18 protein-coding genes are annotated in these 23669 nt (G+C 35.4%); 5 read left to right on the top strand and 13 right to left on the bottom strand.

From position 1 onward, the window contains the following. Nucleotides 1-65: 65 nt before the first annotated feature. Nucleotides 66-1757 (bottom strand): tetratricopeptide repeat-containing sensor histidine kinase, encoded by a 1692-nt coding sequence (locus GXM17_RS18355; RefSeq protein WP_163400999.1) that lies wholly within the window; start codon nucleotides 1755-1757, stop codon nucleotides 66-68. A 179-nt stretch (nucleotides 1758-1936) separates the two neighbouring features. On the opposite strand from GXM17_RS18355, the gene GXM17_RS18350 reads away from it, so the two are divergent. After that, nucleotides 1937-2074: a hypothetical protein gene (locus GXM17_RS18350; protein WP_163400997.1), complete on the top strand. Its 138-nt coding sequence runs from the start codon at nucleotides 1937-1939 to the stop codon at nucleotides 2072-2074. Between the two features lie 64 nt (nucleotides 2075-2138). On the opposite strand, the gene GXM17_RS18345 is transcribed toward GXM17_RS18350, so the two are convergent. The 3 genes from GXM17_RS18345 to GXM17_RS18335 form a co-directional block, all read right to left on the bottom strand. Beyond that, complete coding sequence (locus GXM17_RS18345; protein WP_244307440.1) at nucleotides 2139-3734, bottom strand: tetratricopeptide repeat-containing sensor histidine kinase; 1596 nt, start codon at nucleotides 3732-3734, stop codon at nucleotides 2139-2141. A 229-nt stretch (nucleotides 3735-3963) separates the two neighbouring features. Beyond that, entirely contained in the window at nucleotides 3964-4629 is a 666-nt protein-coding gene (locus GXM17_RS18340; protein WP_163400993.1) for a response regulator, read from the bottom strand. Nucleotides 4630-4793: 164 nt separating this feature from the next. Then, a complete protein-coding gene (locus GXM17_RS18335; protein WP_163400991.1) occupies nucleotides 4794-5210 on the bottom strand; it encodes a DUF4293 domain-containing protein in 417 nt (138 codons plus the stop codon). 185 nt (nucleotides 5211-5395) lie between these two features. Here GXM17_RS18335 and rho point away from each other — a divergent pair, with 185 nt between their 5' ends. Then, nucleotides 5396-7216: a transcription termination factor Rho gene (gene rho / locus GXM17_RS18330; protein ID WP_163400989.1), complete on the top strand. Its 1821-nt coding sequence runs from the start codon at nucleotides 5396-5398 to the stop codon at nucleotides 7214-7216. Between the two features lie 256 nt (nucleotides 7217-7472). Here the strand turns inward: rho and GXM17_RS18325 are convergent, their stop codons facing one another. From GXM17_RS18325 to GXM17_RS18315, 3 genes are all read right to left on the bottom strand, one after another. Further along, nucleotides 7473-8489: a M28 family peptidase gene (locus tag GXM17_RS18325; protein ID WP_163400987.1), complete on the bottom strand. Its 1017-nt coding sequence runs from the start codon at nucleotides 8487-8489 to the stop codon at nucleotides 7473-7475. Between the two features lie 134 nt (nucleotides 8490-8623). Then, complete coding sequence (locus GXM17_RS18320) at nucleotides 8624-9397, bottom strand: dienelactone hydrolase family protein (protein WP_163400985.1); 774 nt, start codon at nucleotides 9395-9397, stop codon at nucleotides 8624-8626. A 127-nt stretch (nucleotides 9398-9524) separates the two neighbouring features. After that, nucleotides 9525-9977: an Lrp/AsnC family transcriptional regulator gene (locus GXM17_RS18315; protein WP_163400983.1), complete on the bottom strand. Its 453-nt coding sequence runs from the start codon at nucleotides 9975-9977 to the stop codon at nucleotides 9525-9527. Nucleotides 9978-10127: 150 nt separating this feature from the next. Between GXM17_RS18315 and rocD the strand changes: the two genes are divergently transcribed. Both rocD and GXM17_RS18305 read left to right on the top strand, forming a co-directional pair. Further along, entirely contained in the window at nucleotides 10128-11381 is a 1254-nt protein-coding gene (gene rocD / locus GXM17_RS18310; RefSeq protein ID WP_163400981.1) for an ornithine--oxo-acid transaminase, read from the top strand. A gap of 199 nt (nucleotides 11382-11580) precedes the next feature. Beyond that, nucleotides 11581-12033, top strand: a complete 453-nt coding sequence (locus GXM17_RS18305) for a DUF1810 domain-containing protein (protein WP_163400979.1) — start codon at nucleotides 11581-11583, stop codon at nucleotides 12031-12033. A 78-nt stretch (nucleotides 12034-12111) separates the two neighbouring features. Here the strand turns inward: GXM17_RS18305 and GXM17_RS18300 are convergent, their stop codons facing one another. Further along, nucleotides 12112-13911 (bottom strand): glycoside hydrolase family 15 protein, encoded by a 1800-nt coding sequence (locus tag GXM17_RS18300; RefSeq protein WP_163400977.1) that lies wholly within the window; start codon nucleotides 13909-13911, stop codon nucleotides 12112-12114. Nucleotides 13912-13991: 80 nt separating this feature from the next. On the opposite strand from GXM17_RS18300, the gene GXM17_RS18295 reads away from it, so the two are divergent. Further along, nucleotides 13992-16196, top strand: a complete 2205-nt coding sequence (locus GXM17_RS18295) for a bifunctional alpha,alpha-trehalose-phosphate synthase (UDP-forming)/trehalose-phosphatase (protein WP_163400974.1) — start codon at nucleotides 13992-13994, stop codon at nucleotides 16194-16196. A 283-nt stretch (nucleotides 16197-16479) separates the two neighbouring features. Here the strand turns inward: GXM17_RS18295 and GXM17_RS18290 are convergent, their stop codons facing one another. The 5 genes from GXM17_RS18290 to GXM17_RS21920 all read right to left on the bottom strand — a co-directional run bounded on the left by GXM17_RS18290 (nucleotide 16480) and on the right by GXM17_RS21920 (nucleotide 22832). Continuing rightward, entirely contained in the window at nucleotides 16480-18135 is a 1656-nt protein-coding gene (locus GXM17_RS18290; RefSeq protein WP_163400972.1) for an arylsulfatase, read from the bottom strand. 190 nt (nucleotides 18136-18325) lie between these two features. Further along, nucleotides 18326-19054 (bottom strand): RagB/SusD family nutrient uptake outer membrane protein, encoded by a 729-nt coding sequence (locus GXM17_RS21680; RefSeq protein WP_208796462.1) that lies wholly within the window; start codon nucleotides 19052-19054, stop codon nucleotides 18326-18328. A 60-nt stretch (nucleotides 19055-19114) separates the two neighbouring features. Continuing rightward, nucleotides 19115-19774: a RagB/SusD family nutrient uptake outer membrane protein gene (locus GXM17_RS21675; RefSeq protein ID WP_208796461.1), complete on the bottom strand. Its 660-nt coding sequence runs from the start codon at nucleotides 19772-19774 to the stop codon at nucleotides 19115-19117. Between the two features lie 11 nt (nucleotides 19775-19785). Then, on the bottom strand, nucleotides 19786-21465 hold the full coding sequence (locus GXM17_RS21925) for a SusC/RagA family TonB-linked outer membrane protein (protein ID WP_163400970.1): 1680 nt from the start codon (nucleotides 21463-21465) through the stop codon (nucleotides 19786-19788). After that, nucleotides 21462-22832, bottom strand: a complete 1371-nt coding sequence (locus GXM17_RS21920) for a SusC/RagA family TonB-linked outer membrane protein (protein WP_163400968.1) — start codon at nucleotides 22830-22832, stop codon at nucleotides 21462-21464. Before GXM17_RS21920 ends, GXM17_RS21925 begins: the two co-directional genes overlap by 4 nt. Nucleotides 22833-23669 lie beyond the last annotated feature (837 nt).

The raw sequence follows: 23669 nt of genomic DNA, 5'->3' as shown, positions 1-23669 counted from the left end.
TAGGGAGTAAAAAAACTAATTACTAATGACTAATTACTAATGACTAATTACTAAGGACTAAAAAATCAATCCCCAAGAGGAACCGTTATTTTAATAGAAGTCCCTTCATTAATTTTTGACTTTACCTTAAATTGTCCATTCAGATTATTTATCCTGGCTTTTATCTGATTAAGGCCAAATCCTTCCACAAAATTAAAATCATTAATATCAAATCCTTTTCCGTTATCGGTAATTTCAATAATTAACTCCTTGTGGTTTTCTGTTTCTGATAACGAAACTTCAGCCCTGGTGGCCTCGCTGTGCTTTATAATATTATTCAGAAGCTCTGAAATGATAAAATAGAGTCTTGTTTCAAATTTTTCGGCATATCTTTTTTTGCTTGAAATAGTATTCTGATATTCAAAATGTAACGTCGAATTAGAATATTTTTCGCATAGATCATCCAAAGCATATAACAATCCGAAACGGACTAATAAAGTAGGAAGTAGGTCATGTGAAAGATCTCTTACTTTGTCATGTGTTTCGTCAAGGATAAATTTTGTTTTTATGATTTCATCAGGAACAGTATTATGCTGCGATAAAAAAACATTCAAATGCATTCCCGCAGATGAGAGGGAGGCACTGATGGTGTCGTGTAGAAACAAAGCAACTTTTTTTCTTTCGCTTTCCTGCCCGTCAATACTGGCATTGATGATGTTTTGGTGTATTTTATTCTGGATACTTTTTATTCTGTTTTTTTGTTTCAGTTTTGTGTTTTGGTAGAAAAAGTAAAAAAGAATGGTAATAATGAGGAATAAAATAACGATGATACTGAATATTTTTTTGTGGCGTGACTGTTCTTCCTGTAGTAGTTTTTGCTTGGCTTTATATTCTGTTTCGATCTTATCGACTTCTCTTTTAAATTCGTCCAATTCAAGATTAACCCCGGCAAGTTTTGTTTTTTTTTGTTTTGCCAAATCTGTAATTTCATCGGTTAATCGGTTGAATTCTATTATGTTTTCATAAGCTTTTTTATAATTCTTGTTTTTAAATAGAAAAGCAGCATACTTTTGATGGGCTATCGATAAATCAAATTTTTCATCACTTGTATTTCCTGATTTGATGGCTTTCGAAAAATAAAAATTTGCTTTGGTTAAATCATTTAAATGCCCATAATAAATGCCGTTTAACATGTTTAATGCAACTTCTGTTGACTCATCACCGTATTGTTTGAATTGGTTTATGTATTTAAAAAAAGACAATCCGTTTTTAAAATCTTTAATTTCAAAATAAGCCCAGGTTATGTTGAGTTTTCGAATGTAAATAATTGATGTATCGGCTGAATTTTTGCTGTATTCCAGTGCTTTTTTATAATACTGTATCCCTTTTTTGTATTGTTTTTTATCAAAGAAATAAATGTTTGCAAGATTATTGTTAATCTTTCCTTTGTAAATAGTATTGTTTGTTTTATTTATGTAGTAGAGTGCTTTTAAGTAAAAAGTTAGCGCCTTATCCAACATTAGGAGGTCATCGAAATTTACACCAATTAGATTATAGCTCCGGGCAATCAGATGATAATCATTACTTGCTATGGCTTTTTTTAAAGCGTGTCTGCTTTGCGATAATGATTTTTGATAGTTATTATTTCTCCAACTTTCAGTTGCCTCAAGAACTAATTTTTCAGCTTCTGTTTTATTAGTATTTACATTTTGAGAATAAATACAATTGAAAAAACAAATAAGCAAAATGAGTAATAAATTTCTTAAGGTTCTACGCATTTATATTAATGATAACAGATTTAAATTTTAGTATTTTGTTCAAATTTAATAATTAAATTCATTCTTATTCTAAAAAAAAATGTTTATTATTGTAGGGTAATTGGTGTAATATTAATAAGATAAGATGCCTTTATGAAGAAAAATAATAAGCTAGAAATATCAACTTTAAATAAATAATTATGTCAGACAGATTTTTAGAATTAGAATTTCAAGACTTAGCAGGGTATGAGCAGGCAAAGTATTTTTTTGCGGATGATGAAGAAGATGAAGAAATTGGAGAAGCCGATGAGAGAAAAGGCGGAAAAACGGAAGCTTAATAAAAATTAATAGTTTCTTTCAAAGGCGAGAAGAAAAAAAACGTTTCAGAAATGAAGCGTTTTTTTAGCTATTTAATGGAACGCAAATATTGATAGAAGTTCCCTCATTAATTTTTGATTTGACATCAAATTGCCCATTCAGATTATTAATTCTGGCTTTGATTTGATTAAGACCAAATCCTTCCACAAAATTAAATTTATTGGTATCGAAACCCTTTCCATTATCCGTAATTTCAATAATCATTTCATTTTTATTTTCAATCAGCGAAACTTGAGCTTTGCTGGCTTCGCTATGTTTGATGATATTATTCAAAAGTTCAGAAATGATAAAATAGAGCCTCGTTTCAAATTTCTCATTATATCTTTTTTTGATAGGGATAGTGTTTTGGTATTCAAAATGTAAGGTTGAATTGGAATATTTCTCGCAGAGATCATCCAAAGCATATAGTAATCCAAAACGTGCTAATAAAGTAGGGATAAGATCGTGGGAGAGGTCCCTGACTTTATCATGGGTTTCATCTAATATTAATTTTGTTTTGGTAATTTCAGCAGGAAGGCTGTCATGCTGGGATAAAAAAACATTTAGATGCATTCCTGCCGATGACAATGAGGCACTAATAGTATCATGTAAAAATAAAGCAACCTTTTTGCGTTCGCTTTCCTGTCCGTCAATACTGGCATTGATTATATTTTGGTGTATTTTATTCTGAATATCCTTAATTCTGTTTTTTTGCTTCAGTTTGGTATTTTGATAAAAAAAGTAGAATAAAATAAGACTAATCAGGAATAAAGACAGGATGATAGTTGTCATTTTGTTTTTACGGACACTTTCAGAATGAAATAACTTCTCTCTTTTTTTGCTTTCGATTCCCATTTTATCAATCTCCCGTTTGTATTCGTCAATTTCGAGATTTATTCCTGCAATTTTTGCTTTCTTTGCCTTATCCTGAAGATTGATTTCGTCGTTTAATTGCTGAAAAGCACTTAAGTATTTATAAGCAGCTTCGAATTTTTTACTTTTAGATAAAAATCTTGAATATTCCTGGTAAATATAGGATAAGTCGGTTTTTTCATCATATTTTATGGCATTCTTTATACCTCTTTTAAAGCTGTAATCTGCTTTTTGAATGTCTTTAATATAGCTATAGTACATACCATTAAGCATGTCAGTAACGGCAGCAGTGGTTTCTATGCCGTATTTCTGATTGTGTTTGTTGATATATTCTAAATAAGGATATCCTTCGGAGAAGCGTCCTATGTCAAAATAGGCCCATGTGATATTAAGTTTGGTAAGAAAAACTTGGGAGGAATCCCTGATCGACCTGCTGTAATATAGCGACTTTATATAATAAGAGATGCCTTTTTCATATTTCTTTTTGTCAAAACAATAAATATTTCCAATGTTATTGTAAAGCCAGTTTTGAAGTTCTGAATCATTAGATTTTTCAGCATATATCAGGCTTTTTTGATAATAAAAAAGAGCTTTATCAGGTTCGGATATTCCATCAAAATTGGCTGCAATAGTATTGTACGCCCTTGCAATCAGATTGTTGTTTTGAGATAAAAGAGAATGATTAAGAAGAAGTCTGGATTGTATTAATGATTTCTCATAATCTTCATTATGAAGGTTAGTTGTTGCCTGACTATAAAGTTTTAACAACTCTTTTTCTGTAAAATTTTTTTTTTGGCTTGCCGCAGGAATATAATAAAGAATTATTAAAAAGTAAATTATAAAATTGCGAAAAACCGACATATTAAGATAAGTAATGAAATAAGTTCATAAATATTATTCAAATGAAATAGTTTATAGGATATTTTTTGAAAGCATTTGTTTAAATAAGAGGAATGCTAAATTAATCCTAACGACAAAGCTGGTTAAAGTAGTAATTTTACGATTTTATCAAATTATTTTTGATAGCATATTTTACAAGTCCAATAGTGTTTTTTGTCTGTAGTTTTTTCATTATATTTTTGCGATGAGTTTCAACAGTATTGGTGCTTATAAATAATTGTTCGCTGATTTCTTTTCCACTGTATTCGAGTGAAATCAGTGTTACAATTTCTAATTCGCGGCCTGTCAGGATTGAATTTTCTGGAACAATATTTTTTTTGTTTAATTTGGGATTATTTTCTGTAAAAGTGTTGAAGATTTTTTCCCTCACAGAGTTGCAAAAATATTCTTCTCCTTCATTGACTACTTCAATGGCTTCAATTATATTTTCTCCTGCACATTTTTTGGTCAGATAGCCGCTGGCACCCAAATTCATTACTTCCCTGATGATTTTTAAATCATCATAGCTGGACAGGATGATGACTTTGCAGGGATATCCTTTTTGCTGAAATTCTTTCAAAACTTCAATGCCGTCTTTTTCAGGCATACTCAGATCAAGCACCAAAATGTTTGCACTATTTGCTGTTACTTCATCATATATGTTCAAACCATTAGAGGACGAACCAACAATTTCGAATTCAGAAACAGTACTTAATAAATTTATTAATCCGTCAATAAGTACTAAATGGTCATCAGCGAGGTGTATTCTTATTTTATGTGCCATAAATAATTGAAATAACAGAAGCGAAATTATGAAATATCTACTTAAAATCGTGAATTTCTAAGGTTTATTTTCATTGCCTGGTAATAAATATAGTGAATTTTATACAAAAAAACCCGAATTATTCAATTCGGGTTCTCTTCGCGCAATAAACTAAGTTTATAGGTTTATCTCAAACGATCCACAGATTTTACAAGATCTTCGTCCTTTTTGATGGCCTTATTAGCTAAAACTAATAACACGATAGCAACAATAGGAAGAAACATCCCAATACCTTTCTCAGAAACAGTATTAACTGTTTCTCCAGATAAATTTAGCGAACGGTAAACAAATAATCCTAATAAAATTAAATTTAATATGATGTTCAGTCTGCCCATAACAAACTGATTTTGTCTTTTTTTGAATGAAATAATACTGATGATGGTCAGCATGGTACTTAGTCCCAATAAAACTGTGTAGAGCTGACTCTCCATGAAATAAAATGCCTTCCCATTATTTAATGTCCAGAGCGGGATAAAAAATAATAATACACCTGTGATTAAAAAGGTAAGGATTAAATATATGGTCTGAATTCGTTGTAGCATGGTCTGTAATTGTTTTACAAAAATATATTTTCTTTTTTATAAATACTATTGTATGATAAAATTTTATTCGTATTATTGCATCATAATACCGTAAGCACTTCATACTGCGGTCAATTCAAAATAATTATCTACCTTATTCTTTTTACAGTATTTTCCTTTAAAATAATTAAATTCATAGAACATTCATGTTTGATATTTCTGCATTAAAAGAAATGAAGCTTTCTGAGCTTCAGGAAATAGCTAAATTAGCTAAAACAATAAAGTTTAACGGCGTCAAAAAAGATACTTTGATCAGTCAGATTTTAGCGCATCAGGAAGCGACTGCAGAGCCGCCTGTACCTCTTGTTACAAATGCAGAAATAATGGATGAAAAACCAAAACGGGCAAGAATCGCTCCTGCAAAAAAAACAGCTGCCAGTAAAAATGCTCCTGTTTCAGAATTTGATAAAGTGGAAGAACCACGTCAGGAAATACAAGCTCCGGCTAAACAAAATGCTAAAATTCAGCCAAAATCAAAAGCTGAAGAAACTCGTGAAAATAAAACAGTAGAGAAAAAGGAGCCGAAAATTGTTAAGTTTAATAAATCAGCATACGAGAAAAAGGTTGCCTTGCAGAAAGAGAAGGAAACAGCACAAGAAGAAACTACTGAAGAGGCTGTAGAAGCAGAAGCAGATGTTCAGGCCACACCGAATGCTGAAAAAGAAGAAGGAAATGTTCCGGTAAAAAAGATTAACCCTAATCAGAATAAAAAACAAAATCCGAATCAGAACCCGAACCTGAATCCGAATCCAAATCCAAATCAAAACGGGAATACTAACGGAAATAACGGAAATCAGAATCCAAATCATAAAAACAAAAAGAATAATAATTTCAGGGATTCAGACTTTGAATTTGACGGAATTATCGAAAGTGAGGGTGTTCTTGAAATGATGCCAGACGGTTACGGATTCTTACGTTCATCAGATTATAATTATTTAGCCTCTCCGGATGATATTTACTTATCAACTTCTCAAATCAGATTGTTTGGTCTTAAAACCGGAGATACTGTAAAAGGAGTGGTTCGCCCTCCTAAAGAAGGAGAGAAATTCTTTCCTTTGGTCCGTGTATTGAAAATCAACGGACATGATCCTCAGGTAGTTCGCGACAGAGTTTCTTTTGAACATCTGACACCAGTTTTTCCTTCTGAAAAATTCAAATTAGCCGAAAAAGGCAGTTCTATATCAACCCGTATTATCGATTTATTTTCTCCAATCGGAAAAGGGCAGCGCGGTATGATAGTCGCACAACCGAAAACGGGTAAAACAATGTTGTTAAAAGACATCGCCAATGCGATTGCGGCAAACCATCCTGAAGTTTACCTAATCGTTCTTTTGATCGATGAGCGTCCTGAAGAGGTTACTGATATGCAAAGAAGCGTGCGTGGAGAAGTTATCGCTTCTACATTTGACAGAGAACCACAGGAACATGTGAAAATTGCAAATATCGTACTCGAAAAAGCAAAACGTCTGGTAGAATGCGGACACGATGTCGTAATTCTTCTTGATTCGATTACACGTTTGGCAAGAGCTTACAATACAGTTCAGCCGGCATCCGGAAAAGTATTAAGCGGGGGTGTTGATGCTAATGCACTTCAAAAACCAAAACGTTTCTTTGGAGCCGCAAGAAATGTTGAGAACGGAGGTTCTCTAAGTATTATCGCTACTGCATTGACAGAAACCGGTTCTAAGATGGATGAGGTTATCTTTGAAGAATTTAAAGGTACCGGTAACATGGAACTTCAGCTGGATCGTAAAATTGCTAATAAACGTATTTTCCCTGCAATTGATCTAACGTCATCAAGTACTCGTCGTGATGATTTGCTGTTAGACGAAAAAACATTACAAAGAATGTGGATCATGCGTAAATATCTATCTGATATGAACCCGGTAGAATCTATGGATTTTGTAAACGACCGTTTCAAGAAAACCAGAAATAACGAAGAGTTTTTGATTTCGATGAATGACTGATAAAAAAGCTGCTAAGGCTCTAAGCTGCTAAGTTTCTAAGCTTAAATAAATATAAAAAAAAGGATGAGCTTTGCTCATCCTTTTTTTTGACATTTGCTAAGAGAAACCTCAGAACCTCAGAACCTCAGAACCTCAGAACCTCAGAACCTCAGAACCTCAGAACCTCAGAACCTCAGAACCTAACCTCAGAACCTCAGAACCTCAGAACCTCAGAACCTCAGAACCTCAGAACCTCAGAACCTCAGAACCTCAGAACCTATTTCTTATCCACTACGGGTCTGTTTTTTCTGTTTGCTAAATCCCAGGCAACAACAAAAGCCAGCTTAGTCCTTTTGGTTAAAGCATCATATTCGATTTTTTCTGCGATATCGTCTTTGCCATGGTAATCTTCGTGTACCCCATTAAAGAAAAAAACTGACGGGATACCATGTTTGGCAAAGTTATAATGATCAGAACGTTCATAAAAACGGTTTGGGTCTTTTGGATCGTTGAATTTAAAATCCAAATCCATTTTGATATATTTCTCATTTTGTGCAACTACAGCATTATGTAAATCGGATGATAATCTGTCAGCTCCTATAACATATACATAATTGTTTGTTTTGGCGTGCTCCACGTCACGACGGCCAATCATATCAATATTGATGTCGGCGATTGTATTGGCTAATGGGAATAATGGATTTTCAGAGTAATATCTTGAGCCATGCAATCCATGTTCTTCACCTGTTACGTGCAGGAATAAAATAGAACGTTTTGGACCATGTCCTTCTTTTTTAGCTTTTGCGAAAGCTTTTGCCATTTCCAGTAAGGCTACCGTTCCGGAACCATCATCATCTGCACCGTTATAAACTTCACCATTTTGAATGCCAACATGGTCGTAATGAGCTGAGATTACTACTATTTCATCTGGTTTTTCAGAACCTTCAATGTATGCCCAGATGTTTTCTGAATCCTGTAAGTTTTCATTGTGCTTTGCATTTAAGTAAGACGCAGGAATGTGCTGATAGTAATCTGAAGCACCTTTTGGAAAAGGAATCCCATTTTTTTTATATTGCTCTATCATATAAAGTCCTGCTTTCTTCTGGCCTTTCGAACCCGTTTCACGACCTTCCATTTCATCTGAAGCGACTGTGTAAAGCATTGCCTTTAAGTTTTTTTCGGAAATTTTTTCAATGTATTTTGAAGGATCCGAATTGTCATTGGAGATAACACTGTGGGCGTTTTTACATGAATATGCAGAAACGATTAAAAATAGAATTAAAAATTTTTTCATTTTTTGTTTAGCGTAAATTTATGGAGATATATAAGCAGTAAAAATAGAATAAAAATAAATTTTATAACAAATAATGTTACACTTTTAACAAATGAACTTTTTGGCTTTGTCAGTAATGGTGATTTATGATGAGGTTACTTTTTAAGCACCTCGTTTAGGAAAAGCTGTAAATGTTCAAAAGAACGTTTTGCAGCAACGGCATTATAAGCAGCGCCTTTTGAATTGTCATTTCCGGCTTCGGGATTTGTGAATGAATGTACCGAATTTGCATAATAAATCATTTGCCAGTCGGCTTTGGTCTCACGCATTTCCTGCTGAAAACCCGATATTTCTTCTTTTGAAACAAATGGATCATCAGCACCATGACAAACTAAAACTTTGGTTGTGATAGGTTCAGAAGGTCTGGCAGCATCTTTGCCTAAACCGCCATGAAAAGAAACAACGCCTTTCACATTCAGTTTTCCGCGGGCAGCTTCTAAAACTCCTGTTCCGCCAAAACAATAGCCAATTGCTACAATATTATTGGCATTTGCACCTGATTTAATTAGTTGGTCTAAAGCCAGCTGAATACGTTTTTGATACGCCTCATAATTCTTTTTGTAAAATCCGGCTTGTTTTCCGGCCTCGGAAGTATTTTTAGGATAATTTCCTTCTCCGTAAATGTCAGCTATAAAAACGGTATAACCCAGTTTTGATAAATCTTCAGCAATTCCTTTTGAGGCATTGTCAATCCCCAGCCATGCCGGTAAAAGTAAAATACCCGGGTTTTGACTGCTTTTTTTCGCAGATTTTATAGATAATCCATTTAAAACCTGATCTCCGTCATTGTATTTTACGGTTTTTAACTGGGCATTCATAGCGTTGAAAAATAAGGAAATAACTAAAATTAAGAATGTTGATTTTTTCATGATTTTTACAATTTTAAACAAATATCTAAAATAAAATCGTACCAAAAAACTCAATAATATTTTCTTGTGCGGTTTTTTATAAGAATTTAAAATGTTGAAAAATAGTAGTTTAAAAACATTGTGAAATTTAAAGCGTAATATTTCTTTTAAAAGCACATCCCAATTCTACAATCGAATCGGTTTTAGCGATGCCCGAAATACGGTCTATTTTTTCGTAAAGAACATTTCGCAAGTGCTCGTGATTTTTGGCTATAATTTTTATGTAGAGTGTAAAAGATCCCGTCACATAATAGCACTCCGTAATTTCCGGAATGGCTTTTAAGGCTTCAATAATTCTTTCCGAATCCGAATCTTTATTGAGTGTAATTCCGGTAAAAGAAGCCCAGTCGTAACCCATTTTTTTTTCGTTTACCAAAGGTTTAATTCCTGAAATAATTCCTTGTTCTGTTAAGCGATTCACCCGCTGATGCACCATTGTATTTGAGATTTTCAAATTTGCAGCGATGGTTGAAAAAGCCATTCTGCCGTCTTTTTCCAGTTCTTGGATAATTTTGATGTCAAATTGGTCTAATGAATCCATTTTTATATTGTTTGAAATTAAAATTGACTTTTAATTTGGTTATAATTTTTATAATTCACTTTATAATTGTAAAATAAAGTCAAAAATATGGTTTTTTATTGTGAAATAAAATAATATGATTAATTTTGAAAAGATAAAAAACTCAAAATCATGGAACATACTAAACAAGCTCTTTCATCTAAATCTGAAATTTTAATAGATAAAGAAAATAAATACGGAGCTCATAATTATCACCCGCTTCCTGTAGTTTTAGACAGGGGGGAAGGTGTCTATGTCTGGGATGTGGACGGAAAGAAATATTATGATTTTTTGTCTGCTTATTCTGCCGTAAACCAGGGACATTGTCATCCTAAAATCGTAGGGGCAATGACAGAGCAGGCGCAAAAACTGACTTTGACTTCACGAGCATTTTACAATGATAAATTAGGAAATTACGAAGAGTATGTAACCAATTATTTTGGTTTTGATAAAGTTTTGCCTATGAACACAGGTGCCGAAGCGGTAGAAACAGCTTTGAAACTTTGCAGAAAATGGGCTTATGAAGTAAAAGAAATCCATGAAAATCTGGCGCAGATTATCGTTTGTGAGAATAATTTTCACGGAAGAACCACAACCATTATTTCGTTTTCGAATGATGAAACTGCCCGCAAGAGTTTCGGTCCTTTTACAGAAGGTTTTATAAAAATAGAATATGATAATCTGCAGGCTTTGGAAAAAGCACTGGAATCGTCAAAAAATATTGCCGGTTTCCTGGTAGAACCAATCCAGGGAGAAGCAGGAGTTTATGTTCCGTCTGAAGGTTATTTAGCGAAAGCAAAAGCACTTTGCGAAAAACATAATGTACTGTTTATTGCAGATGAAGTTCAGACTGGAATTGCACGTACAGGGAAACTTTTAGCCGTTCATCACGAAAACGTACAGCCTGATATTTTGATTTTAGGAAAGGCAATTTCCGGTGGTGTTTATCCGGTTTCGGCGGTTTTGGCAAATAATGAAATCATGAATGTAATCAAACCGGGACAACACGGTTCTACTTTTGGAGGGAATCCGGTTGCGGCTGCTGTTGCGATTGCAGCTCTTGAAGTGGTAAAAGATGAAAAACTGGCTGAGAATTCAGAACGTCTGGGAATCATTTTGAGAAAAGGATTAAACGAAATTGCCGAACGCAACAATTTAATTACACTGGTTCGCGGAAAAGGTTTGCTGAATGCGATTGTAATCAATTCTGATGAAGAATCGGATCTTGCCTGGCAAATCTGCCTGAAATTCAGGGATAACGGATTATTGGCAAAACCAACTCACGGAAATAAAATTCGTCTGGCTCCGCCTTTGGTCATTACAGAAGATCAAATTAAGGAATGCCTTGCTATTATTGAGAAATCTTTGAATGATTTCAAAAATTAAAAATTAAATTTGTCTTTATTTATATGGGTTCAAAGCAGCTGCGATTACTATTTTTTCGCAGCTGTTTCTTTTTCATAGAAATTGAAATTATATAATGCAATTTTAATAATTATATAAAATTTTAAACTGAGAAGCTGAGTAGTTTTGGAGGACTTTAAAAACAACCTAAAATTTGTTTAACCTTATAAATTATTTCAGAATGGCTTACGCAAATAATGATTTAACACGCTTTTTAGATGCACAGAACAAACTTTATCTTACTGCTTACTCCGAATTAAAAAAAGGGAAGAAAGAAACGCACTGGATGTGGTTTATTTTTCCGCAGCTAAAAGGTTTAGGAAAAAGCACAATAGCTAATTATTATGGACTTGCAAATCTTAAAGAAGCAGAAGATTTTTTGAATCACCCTGTTTTAGCGAAACATCTGATTGAAATTTGCCAGGTACTGCTTGAATATAAAAGAAAATCAATAGAGGCTATTCTTGGAGAATTAGATGCAAGAAAACTGTGTTCTTCGATGACTCTTTTTTCTCAGGCTCAAAATGCTGATCCTGTTTTTAAGGAAATACTGGATGTTTTTTTCTCAGGATATTCAGATCCGTTTACTTTGTCCGCAATAAAAGCACCATTGGAAATTGCTTTGGCATCTTAATTTTACTTTCTTACTTAGTTATATAAATCAAAAAGCGATTGTCCGGAGACAATCGCTTTTTGATTTAATTACCTGAAATTAACGTATCGCATCAAGCACTACCTCTTCATTGGTAATATTAGAAAGATTGATAGCTGTTTCTATAAGTGCCAAATGAGAATAGGCCTGTGGAAAATTCCCTAAAAGGCGTTTAGTTTCAAAATCAATATCTTCACTAAATAATCCTAAATGATTGCTGTAAGAAAGTAATTGTTCGAAAAGTTTTTCTGCTTTCTTTTCTTCTCCAATTTTGTACAGGCTGTTAATGAACCAAAATGTACAAATTGTAAAAGAAGAAGAGGGAAGACCGAAATCGTCCTTGTTTTTATAACGGTATAAAAGACCGTCATTGCTTAAATCACGTTCAATTGCCTTGACGGTTGCAACATATTTTGGATCCATAGCTTCAATAAAACCGTAACTTTCCATTAAAAGTACTGAAGTATCAAGGTCGTTAGAGCCATAAGACTGCGTAAAAGCCTGTACCGTTTCATTCCAGGCATTTTCCATGATGTCATTTTTTATAGTGGCAGCTAATGGCTCCCATTTTTCTGCTTTGTGTCTTTTGCCTAATATTCTGGCAACTTTGATGGCTCTGTCTATGGCTGTCCAGCACAATATTTTAGAGAATGTAAAATGCCTTTCCTCAGTCCTGAATTCCCAAATTCCCTTGTCAGGTTCCTGCCAGTGTTTATTTACCACCCAAACGATTCCTTTGGTTATGTTCCAGAGTTCTTCGCCGTTTTCTGTATCATTACTGAAAGAGATGAGCTGCTGGTAAATCACATCCATAAGAATACCGTAAATATCGTTCTGGCGCTGGGAGTAGGCTGCATTACCAATTCGCACAGGCTTGCTGCCCATGTAGCCGCTGAGGTGATCAAGTGTTTCCTCCGTCAGTTTTTTTTCTTTATTGATGCCATACATGATTTGCAGTTTTTCATCTTTATTAGGAACTAAATCAATGATGAACTGCAGGTAATCTTTGGCAAGTTTCTTATGTCCAAGTTCAGAAATGACCTTCACTACCATAGAAGCATCCCTAATCCAGCAGAATCTGTAATCCCAGTTTCTAACTTCTCCAATAGTTTCGGGCAGGGAAGTTGTAGCTGCTGCTAAAACAGCACCTGTTTTTTCATAACTGAGTAATTTAAGCGTAATGGCACTACGCGCAATCTGCTCATTGTATTTTTTATATTCTGTAGTTTTATCACTCCAGCTGAGCCAATAGGTTTTGGTTCTTTCAAATTCCAGATTTATTTTTGTGAGCGTTGGAATAAAAATTTTCTCATTATACGCCATTAAAAGATAACCGTCACCGTGAAGCGTGATTTCATTTCCATTGGCAATACTTTCCAGATCTAAATTACTGTATAAGAAAAGGGAATCAAATTTTATTGTACCGGTAAGGCTTACGATATGGTTTTCTTTCACGAAACTGCTCGTTACACCTGATGCGTAGTCCAGACGCGGATCATAAATTATCCTGAACGAAGGGTTTCCTGACAATTTTTTAAAATAACGGATAATTTCCGGAGGAGCCATATATCCTCCTTTATCTTTTCGGTATCTCGGCATGAAATCGTTAATTTCAAAAGCATCAGTACCGTTAGAAAATGCAGTAACTAATATACTTGTATTTGGTATGTATTTTTGGGTAATTGTATAGTCATCAGTTACTTGTATTTCAAAACTCCCTCCAATTTCCTGATCCAGTATTTTTGCAAATACGGATGCAGAATCAAATTCCGGAAGGCAGCACCATTCGATAGCTCCCTTGTCTGAAATCAATGCGGCACTGCGACAATTACCAATTATACCATAGTTTAAATTCTTCATAAAGTCATCTTTTAGTTAGGTAAAAGGGTATTAATTCTTTAAATTTACTAAAACGATGTTATTAATCCAAAACATTCTAAATGAATAAGACAATTATAATTTCCAATCGCCTTCCTGTAGATCTTAAATTTGATGACGAAAAATTAGTAGTAAAATCAAGTGTTGGGGGACTTGCGACCGGAATGAAATCAGTTCACTCAGAAGGAAACGGAATCTGGATAGGCTGGTCGGGACTTACAGAGGAGGAAATACAGCCAGAAGTAAAAAGTGAAGTAGATACCGCACTTGCAAAAGAAAAATGCGTTAGGGTTCCTTTGACGGCCTACGATATAGAAAACTATTATTATGGTTTCAGCAATACCGCATTATGGCCTCTTTTTCATTATTTTCAAGCATATACAGAGTTTGAGCTTAACCATTGGGAATCTTATAAAAAGGTGAATCAGAAGTTTGCTGACATCGTACTTCAGCATGTAAATGAAGGGGATACGGTATGGATTCATGATTATCAGCTGTTATTGCTTCCCGAATTGCTTCGGCAGAAAGCACCAAACCTTACAATAGGGTTTTTTCTTCATATTCCGTATCCGTCATTTGAGCTTTTCAGGACTTGTCCGTGGCGTGATGAATTGTTATATGGCATGCTTGGTGCTGATCTTATTGGTTTTCATACCTATGATTATGTCAGACATTTTATCAGTTCTGCATCCAGAATCACAGGATTTGAAATTCGCTTTAACGAAATATTTTATAAGGACAGAATTGTAAAAGTAGATTCTTTCCCTATGGGAATTGATTATGATAAGTATTACAATTCAGCTCTTGAACATGCAACGAGCCCGGATGACAAGAAGTCCGAACTGAGGCAGAATATAGAACTTCACAATATGTCCTTTGCAGAAAGCAAGCTTATTTTATCAATCGACAGAATGGATTATACGAAGGGAATTCCAAACAGAATAAAATCATTTGAATATTTCCTGAACAAATACCCGGAATACAAAGGAAAAGTACGACTGGTGATGCTGTCTGTACCCTCAAGGGAAAATGTGGCACAGTACCAGCGTTTAAAACGGGAAACAGACGAATTGGTAGGCAGGATAAACGGTCAGCTTGCTACAGTAAACTGGACACCTATCTGGTATTTTTACAGATCAATGCCGTTTGATGATCTCATTGATTTATATGTAGCTTCTGATATAGCCCTGATTACACCAACAAGAGACGGAATGAATCTTGTCGCAAAGGAATATGTTGCTGCAAAAACACAAGGTAAAGGCGTGCTTGTTTTAAGCGAAATGGCTGGCGCTGCTAAAGAATTGTATGAGGCTCTTTTAGTAAACCCTAACAATTTTGAGCAGATTGCGGATACTTTGAAATATGCTCTGGAAATGCCTGAGTCAGAACAAAAATCGAGACTGGAAACTTTGCAGAAAAGGGTGTCTCGCTATAATGTAGAAAAATGGGCAGACTCATTTTTAAACGCCCTTGAAATTACTAAAAATTCAAAACCCGTTGCCATTACCAAAAAAATGAATCCTGAAATAATTCATGATATTGCATTGGATTATAAGAATTCCGGAAAAAGACTGCTTTTGCTTGATTACGACGGTACACTGGTTGGATTTAAAAATATACCCTCAGATGCAAGTCCGGATGATGAGTTATATGCTCTCCTGGACAGTATCGCCGCAGACGAAAACACTGAAATAGCCATAATCAGCGGACGTGACCGCAAAACACTGGAAAGCTGGTTTGGACATAAAAATTATACTTTGATTACAGATCATGGTGTATGGCTTAGAAAAAAAGAAAAAGAATGGATAAGTCTGGAGCATCTTAAATCTGAATGGAAAGAAAATATACGACCCATTATAGAAAGTTTTACGGATAGTACTCCCGGTACTTTTATTGAAGAGAAAAACTATTCGCTTGCCTGGCACTATCGAAGAGCTGATGCTGAGCTTGCCAGTTTAAGAACAATGGAACTTAAACATGTCCTGACGGGACTTTTGGCTAACAATTCGCTTTCAGTTCTGGAAGGGAATAAAGTGCTCGAAGTCAAGAGCAGCAATGTAAATAAAGGACGTGCAGCAGGAAGGCTTGTAACTGAGGGCTATTATGATTTTATTTTAGCTATTGGAGATGACTGGACAGATGAATTTATGTTTCAGGAATTGGCGGATAGTGCTTATACAGTAAAAGTTGGAAATACAAAAACAGCAGCAAGGTATTTTGTCAGCGATTTAGCTGAGGTGCGCCAAATTTTGCATGATATAAAATAATCGTTCGGTGAAATAGAATAAAATAGCTTCATTCAAGGATTAAATCTAATTTGATCTGCAAAAATCCTTTAAAATCTGCGTGAAGTATTTTTGCATATTAATTTTTCACTCAGATTTACACAGATTAAAGCAGATTTAGACAGATTTATATCTAAGCTGATGCGATAGAATTGGAAAAAAATATTTTCACCCAACGAGTTAAAATAATATTTTACAAACACAAAAAGGCGATCGAATCAACGATCGCCTTTTGTTTAATTGCTTAAAATATCAAAAAAAGCAATTACTTTTTAGGAGCGGCCCCCGGAATCAGTTCATTTTTTGATTTGAATTTGCTGTATTCCACAACGCCGGTTTTGTCAGCCCAGTCAAAATACTTAGCCGAAAGTTCGTTTACAATACCCGGATTTTGTGAAGCTATATCCTTAGTTTCACCTCTGTCATTTTCTAAATTATAAAGTTCCCATTGGTAAGAAGGATAAATTGAAACTAGTTTCCATTTGCCATCCCTCACAGCTCTGTTTCCGGCTCTTTCCCAGAATATCGGAGCACCACGGTTGACTTCGGAAGCGCCGTCAATTAAAACAGGCAATAAACTTTTTCCAGGTAAAGGATTTGAAGTTACGCCATTCAGTTTTTTTGGATACTGAATTCCGGCTAAATCATAGAAAGTAGGAGCAAGGTCAATCAAATGTCCTGTTCCTTTATCAATTCTGCCGGCTTTTATTTTGGATGGATACCAGGCAATGAATGGCGAACTGAAACCGCCTTCGTGCATGTTGTTTTTATAATCCTGCAATGGAGTATTCGACAAATAGGCCCAGTTCTGTTCCTGATAATCGAAAGAACCCGAAGTTCCAATTGGACCATCATTTTTCACTAATCCTCTTCTTAACGGATTGTAGGTGTTGAAACCGCCTTGTGCACCATTATCTGAGATGAAAACTATCAGTGTGTTTTTGTCTTTTTTCAGGGCTTTTAATTTGTCCAGAACCTTACCAACATTCTGATCCATATTGTCAACCATTGCGGCATACACTTCCATTTTAGCTTTCCAGAACTGCTTTTCGTCATAGGTTAATTTATTCCATTCCGGTACTTCAGGATCTCTTGGAGCGATGGTTTGGTCTGCTAATAAGATTCCGTTTTCTTTCAGTTTTTTGATTCTTTTTTCTCTTAGAACATCCCAGCCTTCGTCAAATTTCCCACGGTATTTGGCAATGTCAACCGGTTTTGCCTGTAGTGGCCAGTGTGGTGCTGTAAAAGCAATGTATAAAAAGAACGGTTTATTCTCTTTGTTTTGCTCATCTAAAAATTGTACGGCATTATTACCAATCTCATCCGTAAAATAATACGAATCTGCTTTTGGATGCAGTTCTTCATTATTACGGATTAAAGCAACCGGATATGGACTTTTCCCAAAAGGAAGACCATCCGTATTAAAGTAATTGGCAGCACCTTTCAGGATTCCGTAAAATTTATCGAAACCTCTTTGGTTTGGCCATTGTGCTTTATCTTCAGAACCTACGTGCCATTTTCCGGACATTAAAGTGCTGTAACCACCTGAACGGAAAACCTCTCCCAGGGTTAAGGACTCTTTGTTTAAATATCCTTGATAAGCCGGTAATCCTAAGTTGACATCAAAATAACCCACACCGGCTTTATGCTGGTATTGACCTGTTAAAAGAGAAGCCCTTGTTGGCGCACAGATAGAGTTGTTGTAAAACTCGCGCAAACGTGTACCTTCTTTCGCTAATCTGTCGAGGTTTGGCGTGTTAATTTCGGAACCATAATTTCCTAAGTCAGAATAGCCCATGTCATCTACCATAATCAAGATGACGTTTGGTTTTGATGAATTGGTTTGTGCATTCAGTTGATAAGAGCCCAATGCCCCAATCAGTAGGGCAGAAAGCAAAGTTGTAATTCTTTTTTGATTCATTTTATTGTAATTACTGTTAGTACTTATTTAATTCTGGAAAGTTTTTAACACATAGAAACATAGATTTGTAAGCGTAAAAAAGCGTTTCACTTATTCAAAAAACACATAGCTATATGTTGAGAAATGTGTTTCTCTTTTATGTTCTTTTCAATAACAAAAAGCTTATGTTTTTCTATGTTTTAAAATTATTTCACTCTCTCCATGCAGGAACCTGTTTCAAATTTTTATTTAAATCCAGTTCTCTTTGCGGAATCGGGAAGTGAACATGTTTTGGCTGTGCATTGGTTTTACCCGCCGCTTTTAGTTTTGCCACAAAATAATCAGGGCCTCTTCTGGCAAGATCAAACCAGCGCTGGTATTCGTACACCAGTTCTTTTCTTCTTTCTTCAAAAACAGCTTCCCTGAAATCGTCTTTGTTGATTGAAGGGGAAGTTACCGACAGCAAATCAATTCCTGCTCTTTCCCTGACACGGTCAATGGCTTCAAAAGCGGCTGTCGTTGGACCGTTCAGTTCGTTTTCTGCTTCAGTATAAATCAATAATATTTCTGCAAACCGAATAATCGGTGTGTTTTTAGAAGACTGTCCCGGAGATGCCGGAGTTGAAGGATCAAAATATTTATTGAAATGCGGAATCGTTTTATACGTTTTGCCATCCGTCGGGCTCACAAATTCTACAGCAAACGTGATGTATTTACGCTTGTCCGTTTCGGCGAAAGCCTCAAATAGACCACCTGCAGTGTGCAATGCATCGGCATGATCTCCTGCAATTCCCGGAACTGTATTTGGTGAGGCGGTAGAAGCGAGCATATTTCCGTTCCAGTTGGTAAGCCCTTTAAACTGTGCCGAAAAAATATGTTCTTTGCCGTTTTTGGTAGCTACGTTAAAAACATCTGCAAAATTTTCAAACAGGTCATACACCTTGCTGTTAATTACTTCTTTGCTTTTATCAGCCGCTTTTTGCCATTTTTTCTGCGTCAGTTACACTTTAGACAATAAACTTTTTGCAGCACCCGAAGTTACCCGTCCTTTTACTGACTGAACTTCCGGCAAGGCTTCAGAATCAAGTAAATCAGCTTCGATCTGAGCGTAAACTTCGGCTTCTGGGGTATTGGTAACGTTAAGAACTTCCGGTGTCAGACCTTTGGTTTCGTGTAAAACCAACGGCACGTCTCCAAACCATCTCACGATATTGAAGTATAAAACCGCTCTTAGAAATTTTGCTTCATTAATCAGATCTTTATCTTTTTGCGAATTCAGATTCGGATTTTTAGCAATGTTGTCGATTGCCACATTTGCTCTGTTTATTCCGTCATAACTCTGACGCCAAATTTCTAACATACGATCATTTGAAGCATCATGTGTCAGGTTTGATAAAGCTCTAACATGCGCATTTCTGGCTCTCGGACCCGCTTCATAATCATCTGTTGCCATTTCGGTCGAAATTTGAATCAGACGATTGTAAAGTGTATGTGTACTGCTGTTGATGGCGTTATAAATTGATAGTACGGCCGCATCAGCATCTTCTGTCGTATTGTAAAAATTACCTGTGCCAATAAAAGCTTTTGGATTTTCATCCAAAGGATTACAAGCACTAAGGCTGAAAATAAGTAATAGACTATATAGTGTTATATTTTTCATGATGTATCGTTTTAAAATGTTACAATTAAACCACCCGAAATTGTTTTGGATGCAGGGTAAATTCCCGTATCTGTTCCCGGAGAAATTGTAGTTCCGTTCGTTACTTCAGGATCAAATCCTGTGTATTTGGTGAAAGTGAAAAGGTTTTCTCCGACAACTCTGAATTTAACGGAGGTCAGAAGCAGTTTTTCTGAAACCTTTTTTGGTAAATTATAGCTGAAAGTGATGTTTTTGATTCTCACAAAAGAGCCGTCTTCAACAAATCGGTCTGAGAAAACCGGAGCCGGATCCAGTTTGGCACGTGGTGTAGTCGTACTTGGATTAGTCGGCGTCCAGGCATCTAATGCACTTGTAGAAGCATTTTGCTGGCCGTTGTATAATTCAAGTGCCTGAGCATTTCCATTCAGAATTTTATTTCCAACCGATCCGTTAATTAGTGCTGATAACTCAAAACCTCTGTAGGTAAATGTATTAGTGAAACCAAAAATAAAATCAGGCTGAGCATCACCAATACTGGTTCTGTCGGCAGCGGTTGTAAAAGTACCGTCTCCATTGATGTCTTTATATAAACGGTCACCTGCTTTTGGAGTTGCATTTCCGGTAAATGCTCCTTTCGTAGCGATATCTGCCGTTTGAAGTATTCCATCGGTTACTGCGCCGTAAAAAGTTCCTAATGATTCTCCTTTTCTAAGAATGTAATTTCCGAAAGTGTAGAATTCCGCATCATTTCCAAGTGCAATGATTTTGTTTTTATTGAATGAAATATTAAAGTTTGAATTCCATGAAAATGCTGTATTTCCAAGAGCTGTATTGATTCCTAATTCAATTCCCTGATTCTGTACAGTGCCAAAATTTTGTAAAGAAGATGTAAATCCGGTAGTATGAGGAATTTGAACTGCAAGTAATAAGTCTTTAGTTGTTTTGCGGTAAACGTCAACTGTCAGGTTTAATTTATCATCAAAAAAACCTGCGTCAACACCTGCGTCAAACTGGTTGGTCAGTTCCCATCCCAAGTCATCATTGGAGATTCTTGCTGGCGTAAAGCCGGTGTAAATCTGGTCTCCAAAAAGGTATTTTACACTGCTTAATGTAGAAAGTGACTGGTATTCTCCAATTTCCTGATTTCCCGTAGCACCGTAACTGGTTCTGATCTTTATGCTGTTGATTACGTCTTTTACAGGCTCAAAAAAGGCTTCATTGCTAATTTGCCATGCTACAGCAAAAGAAGGAAAATAACCCCATTTATTGTTTTTTCCAAATCTCGAAGAACCGTCGGCTCTTAAACTTGCCGTTAAAAAATATTTTGAATCATAGTTGTAGTTAACCCTTGATAAATAGGAGTTCAAAGCCCATGTACTTTCTCCTGAAGAAGGCATTAGCGCCACATTTCCACTTTGAAGACTGTAATAATAGGTTAAATCATTTACAAATTGCTGAGAACCGGCTGTAACAAATTCTTTAGTAGAATTTTGCTGAGTATAACCCGCCAGTACATTCAGATTGTGTTTTTCTCCAACAATTTTAGAGTAGGTAAGGGTGTTTTCGTTTAACCAGGTTCTTGAATCTGCGGTACCGATTCTTCCTTCTCCATTGGTAATCAGTCCTTCATAAATAGTGGAAGGAAGGTAGCTTTTCTCTTTGTTAAAAATCAAATCGGTTCCGAAAGAAACTTTAAAAACTAAGTTTTTCAAAATATCATATTCGCCATAAATCGTTCCCAGAATCCGGTCAGTAATGGCCTCGTTTTACGCTCATTTAAGGTTGCAATTGGATTTGCGAAGATGTTTTCAAATGGATTTCTTAAAGTATAGCTTCCGTCCGGTTCATAAATAGTGGCAGTAGGAGGCATGCTCAGTAAAGAAGTGATCAAACCTGCCGGAGCCACTTTTGCTTTGGTTTCTGCAATGGTAAGGTTTAAACCAATTCTTGCTTTACTGCTTATTTTCGAAGTCAGGTTTACTCTTCCGCTCAGCCTTTCGAAACCGGTATTTTTAATAATCCCTTCCTGATTGTAATAATTCCCCGAAACGGCATATCTTGTCTGGTTGTTTCCGCCTGAAATACTCAATTGATGGTTTTGTACCAATCCTTTCTGAAAGGCTTCTTCCTGCCAGTCAACTCCTTTTCCCAGTGCAGCAATTTGCGCATCACTTAAATATTGATTCGGTCCCAAAGCAGGATTAGTGTCGTATAAAGCCGCATTTCTAAGTCGGGCGAAACCTTTTGCATCCAGAACATCCACTTTATTGCGTACTTCCTGTTGTCCAATGGTAAAATCATAATTGACTGTCATGGCGCTTGCAGATCCTTTTTTAGTGGTAATGATCACAACTCCATTTGCACCTCTTGATCCGTAGATTGCTGTAGAAGAAGCATCTTTTAAAACCGTAATTGATTCAATATCCGAAGGGTTTATGGAAGACAAAGGATTGGTTGGTGTTCCGCTCAAAACTCCAGAAGTTACATCCGAATTATAAAGCGGGAATCCGTCGATTACATACAGCGGTTCATTTCCTCCCTGAATAGAACTTCCTCCACGAATACGAATGCTTAATCCCGCCCCCGGCTGTCCCGAAGTCTGTGTAACATTTACGCCCGCTACTGAACCCTGAAGCGAACTTTCAAGGGTACGTTGTGTGGCTTTTAATGCTGTAGAAGAAACGGTTTCGGCAGCTCCGGTATAATCTTTTTTGGTAGTGCTTCCGTATCCGATAATAACAAGTTCATCGAGTTCTTTACGGTCTTCTTTTAATGAAATCTGAACAAAATCGGTATTTGCAGTGTGTTCTGCGGTAACATAACCGATATAACTCACGATCAGTATGTATGGGAATTTCTGACCTGTCTGGAAATAAAATTTTCCGTCTAAATCGGTTACGGCTGTATGTGTCGTTCCTTTAATCTGAATATTAACCCCCGGAATGGGCTGATTGGTAACCTGATCAATGACAGTTCCGTTGAGTGTTGAGTTAATGGTAGCTTGTGTATTTTGTGCCTGAAGTTGCAGGGAGATCAATAAAATTGCTCCCCATAAAATGAGATTTATATTTTTTTTCATTTCTTTGTATTGGTTTAAGTAATTAACAAGGAGCCCTGAAAGCTGATTTTTCAACTCTCTCGTGTTTCCTTTATTTAGCGATAAATTGTCTTTAAGCCTCGCCATTTCTGTTGCCGCAGAAATGGCTTTTTTTTGTTATTTACAGCAACAGTTGTGCATTTTTTTCATTTTGATAATTTTAGTTTTAATTTGACATTGTATTATTTCAGGTACAGTTTCAATCCTTTTTCGGCGTAAGTTGTTGTGTCATACATATTGCAGTAAACATTTTTTTGTTTTTTTAGAGTGTTTATTTCAAAAAGTTAAAAATTCATCATAAACAAAACTGCTTAAGAATTAGAAACAGTTGCACATACAACAACAAGATGTGTTATAAGTTATTTTTGTAGCATAAATGAAATACGATAGGCTTTCGGCTGTTTTCAAAATGTAGTTTTTATAATTTTAAATAGTAATTAAAACTCTACTAATTATATAGACAAAGTTAATTTTAATATAATAAAATCCAAAAAATTCCTGTATTTTTTTTAAAATAAAGCAAATGATGCTCTGTAAAAACTATATATGATATTTCAAATATTTGTTTTTCAGTAACTTGCGGTATGTTTTGTTTTGAATAAAAACGGTATAAATTTTTTTCCGATGTGAATAGGATGGTATGTTTTATACTTAAACATATCAATTTAAAATTTTTAATTGAATAAAAAAATACAATGAATATCTAGTCGAATAATAATCAAAAGAATTTAGATACAAAACAGAAAGTGATTTAAACATTGATTTTAAATAAATTGAAGTAATTTTATATCCTGAAAAATAAATTATTTTTTTTTAACC

Origin of the sequence: Flavobacterium fluviatile, from assembly GCF_010645065.1 — a bacterium.
GTDB lineage: Bacteria > Bacteroidota > Bacteroidia > Flavobacteriales > Flavobacteriaceae > Flavobacterium > Flavobacterium fluviatile.
The sequence above is the reverse complement of the archived record's forward strand: the minus strand, read 5'-3'. Positions and strand labels throughout refer to the sequence as shown.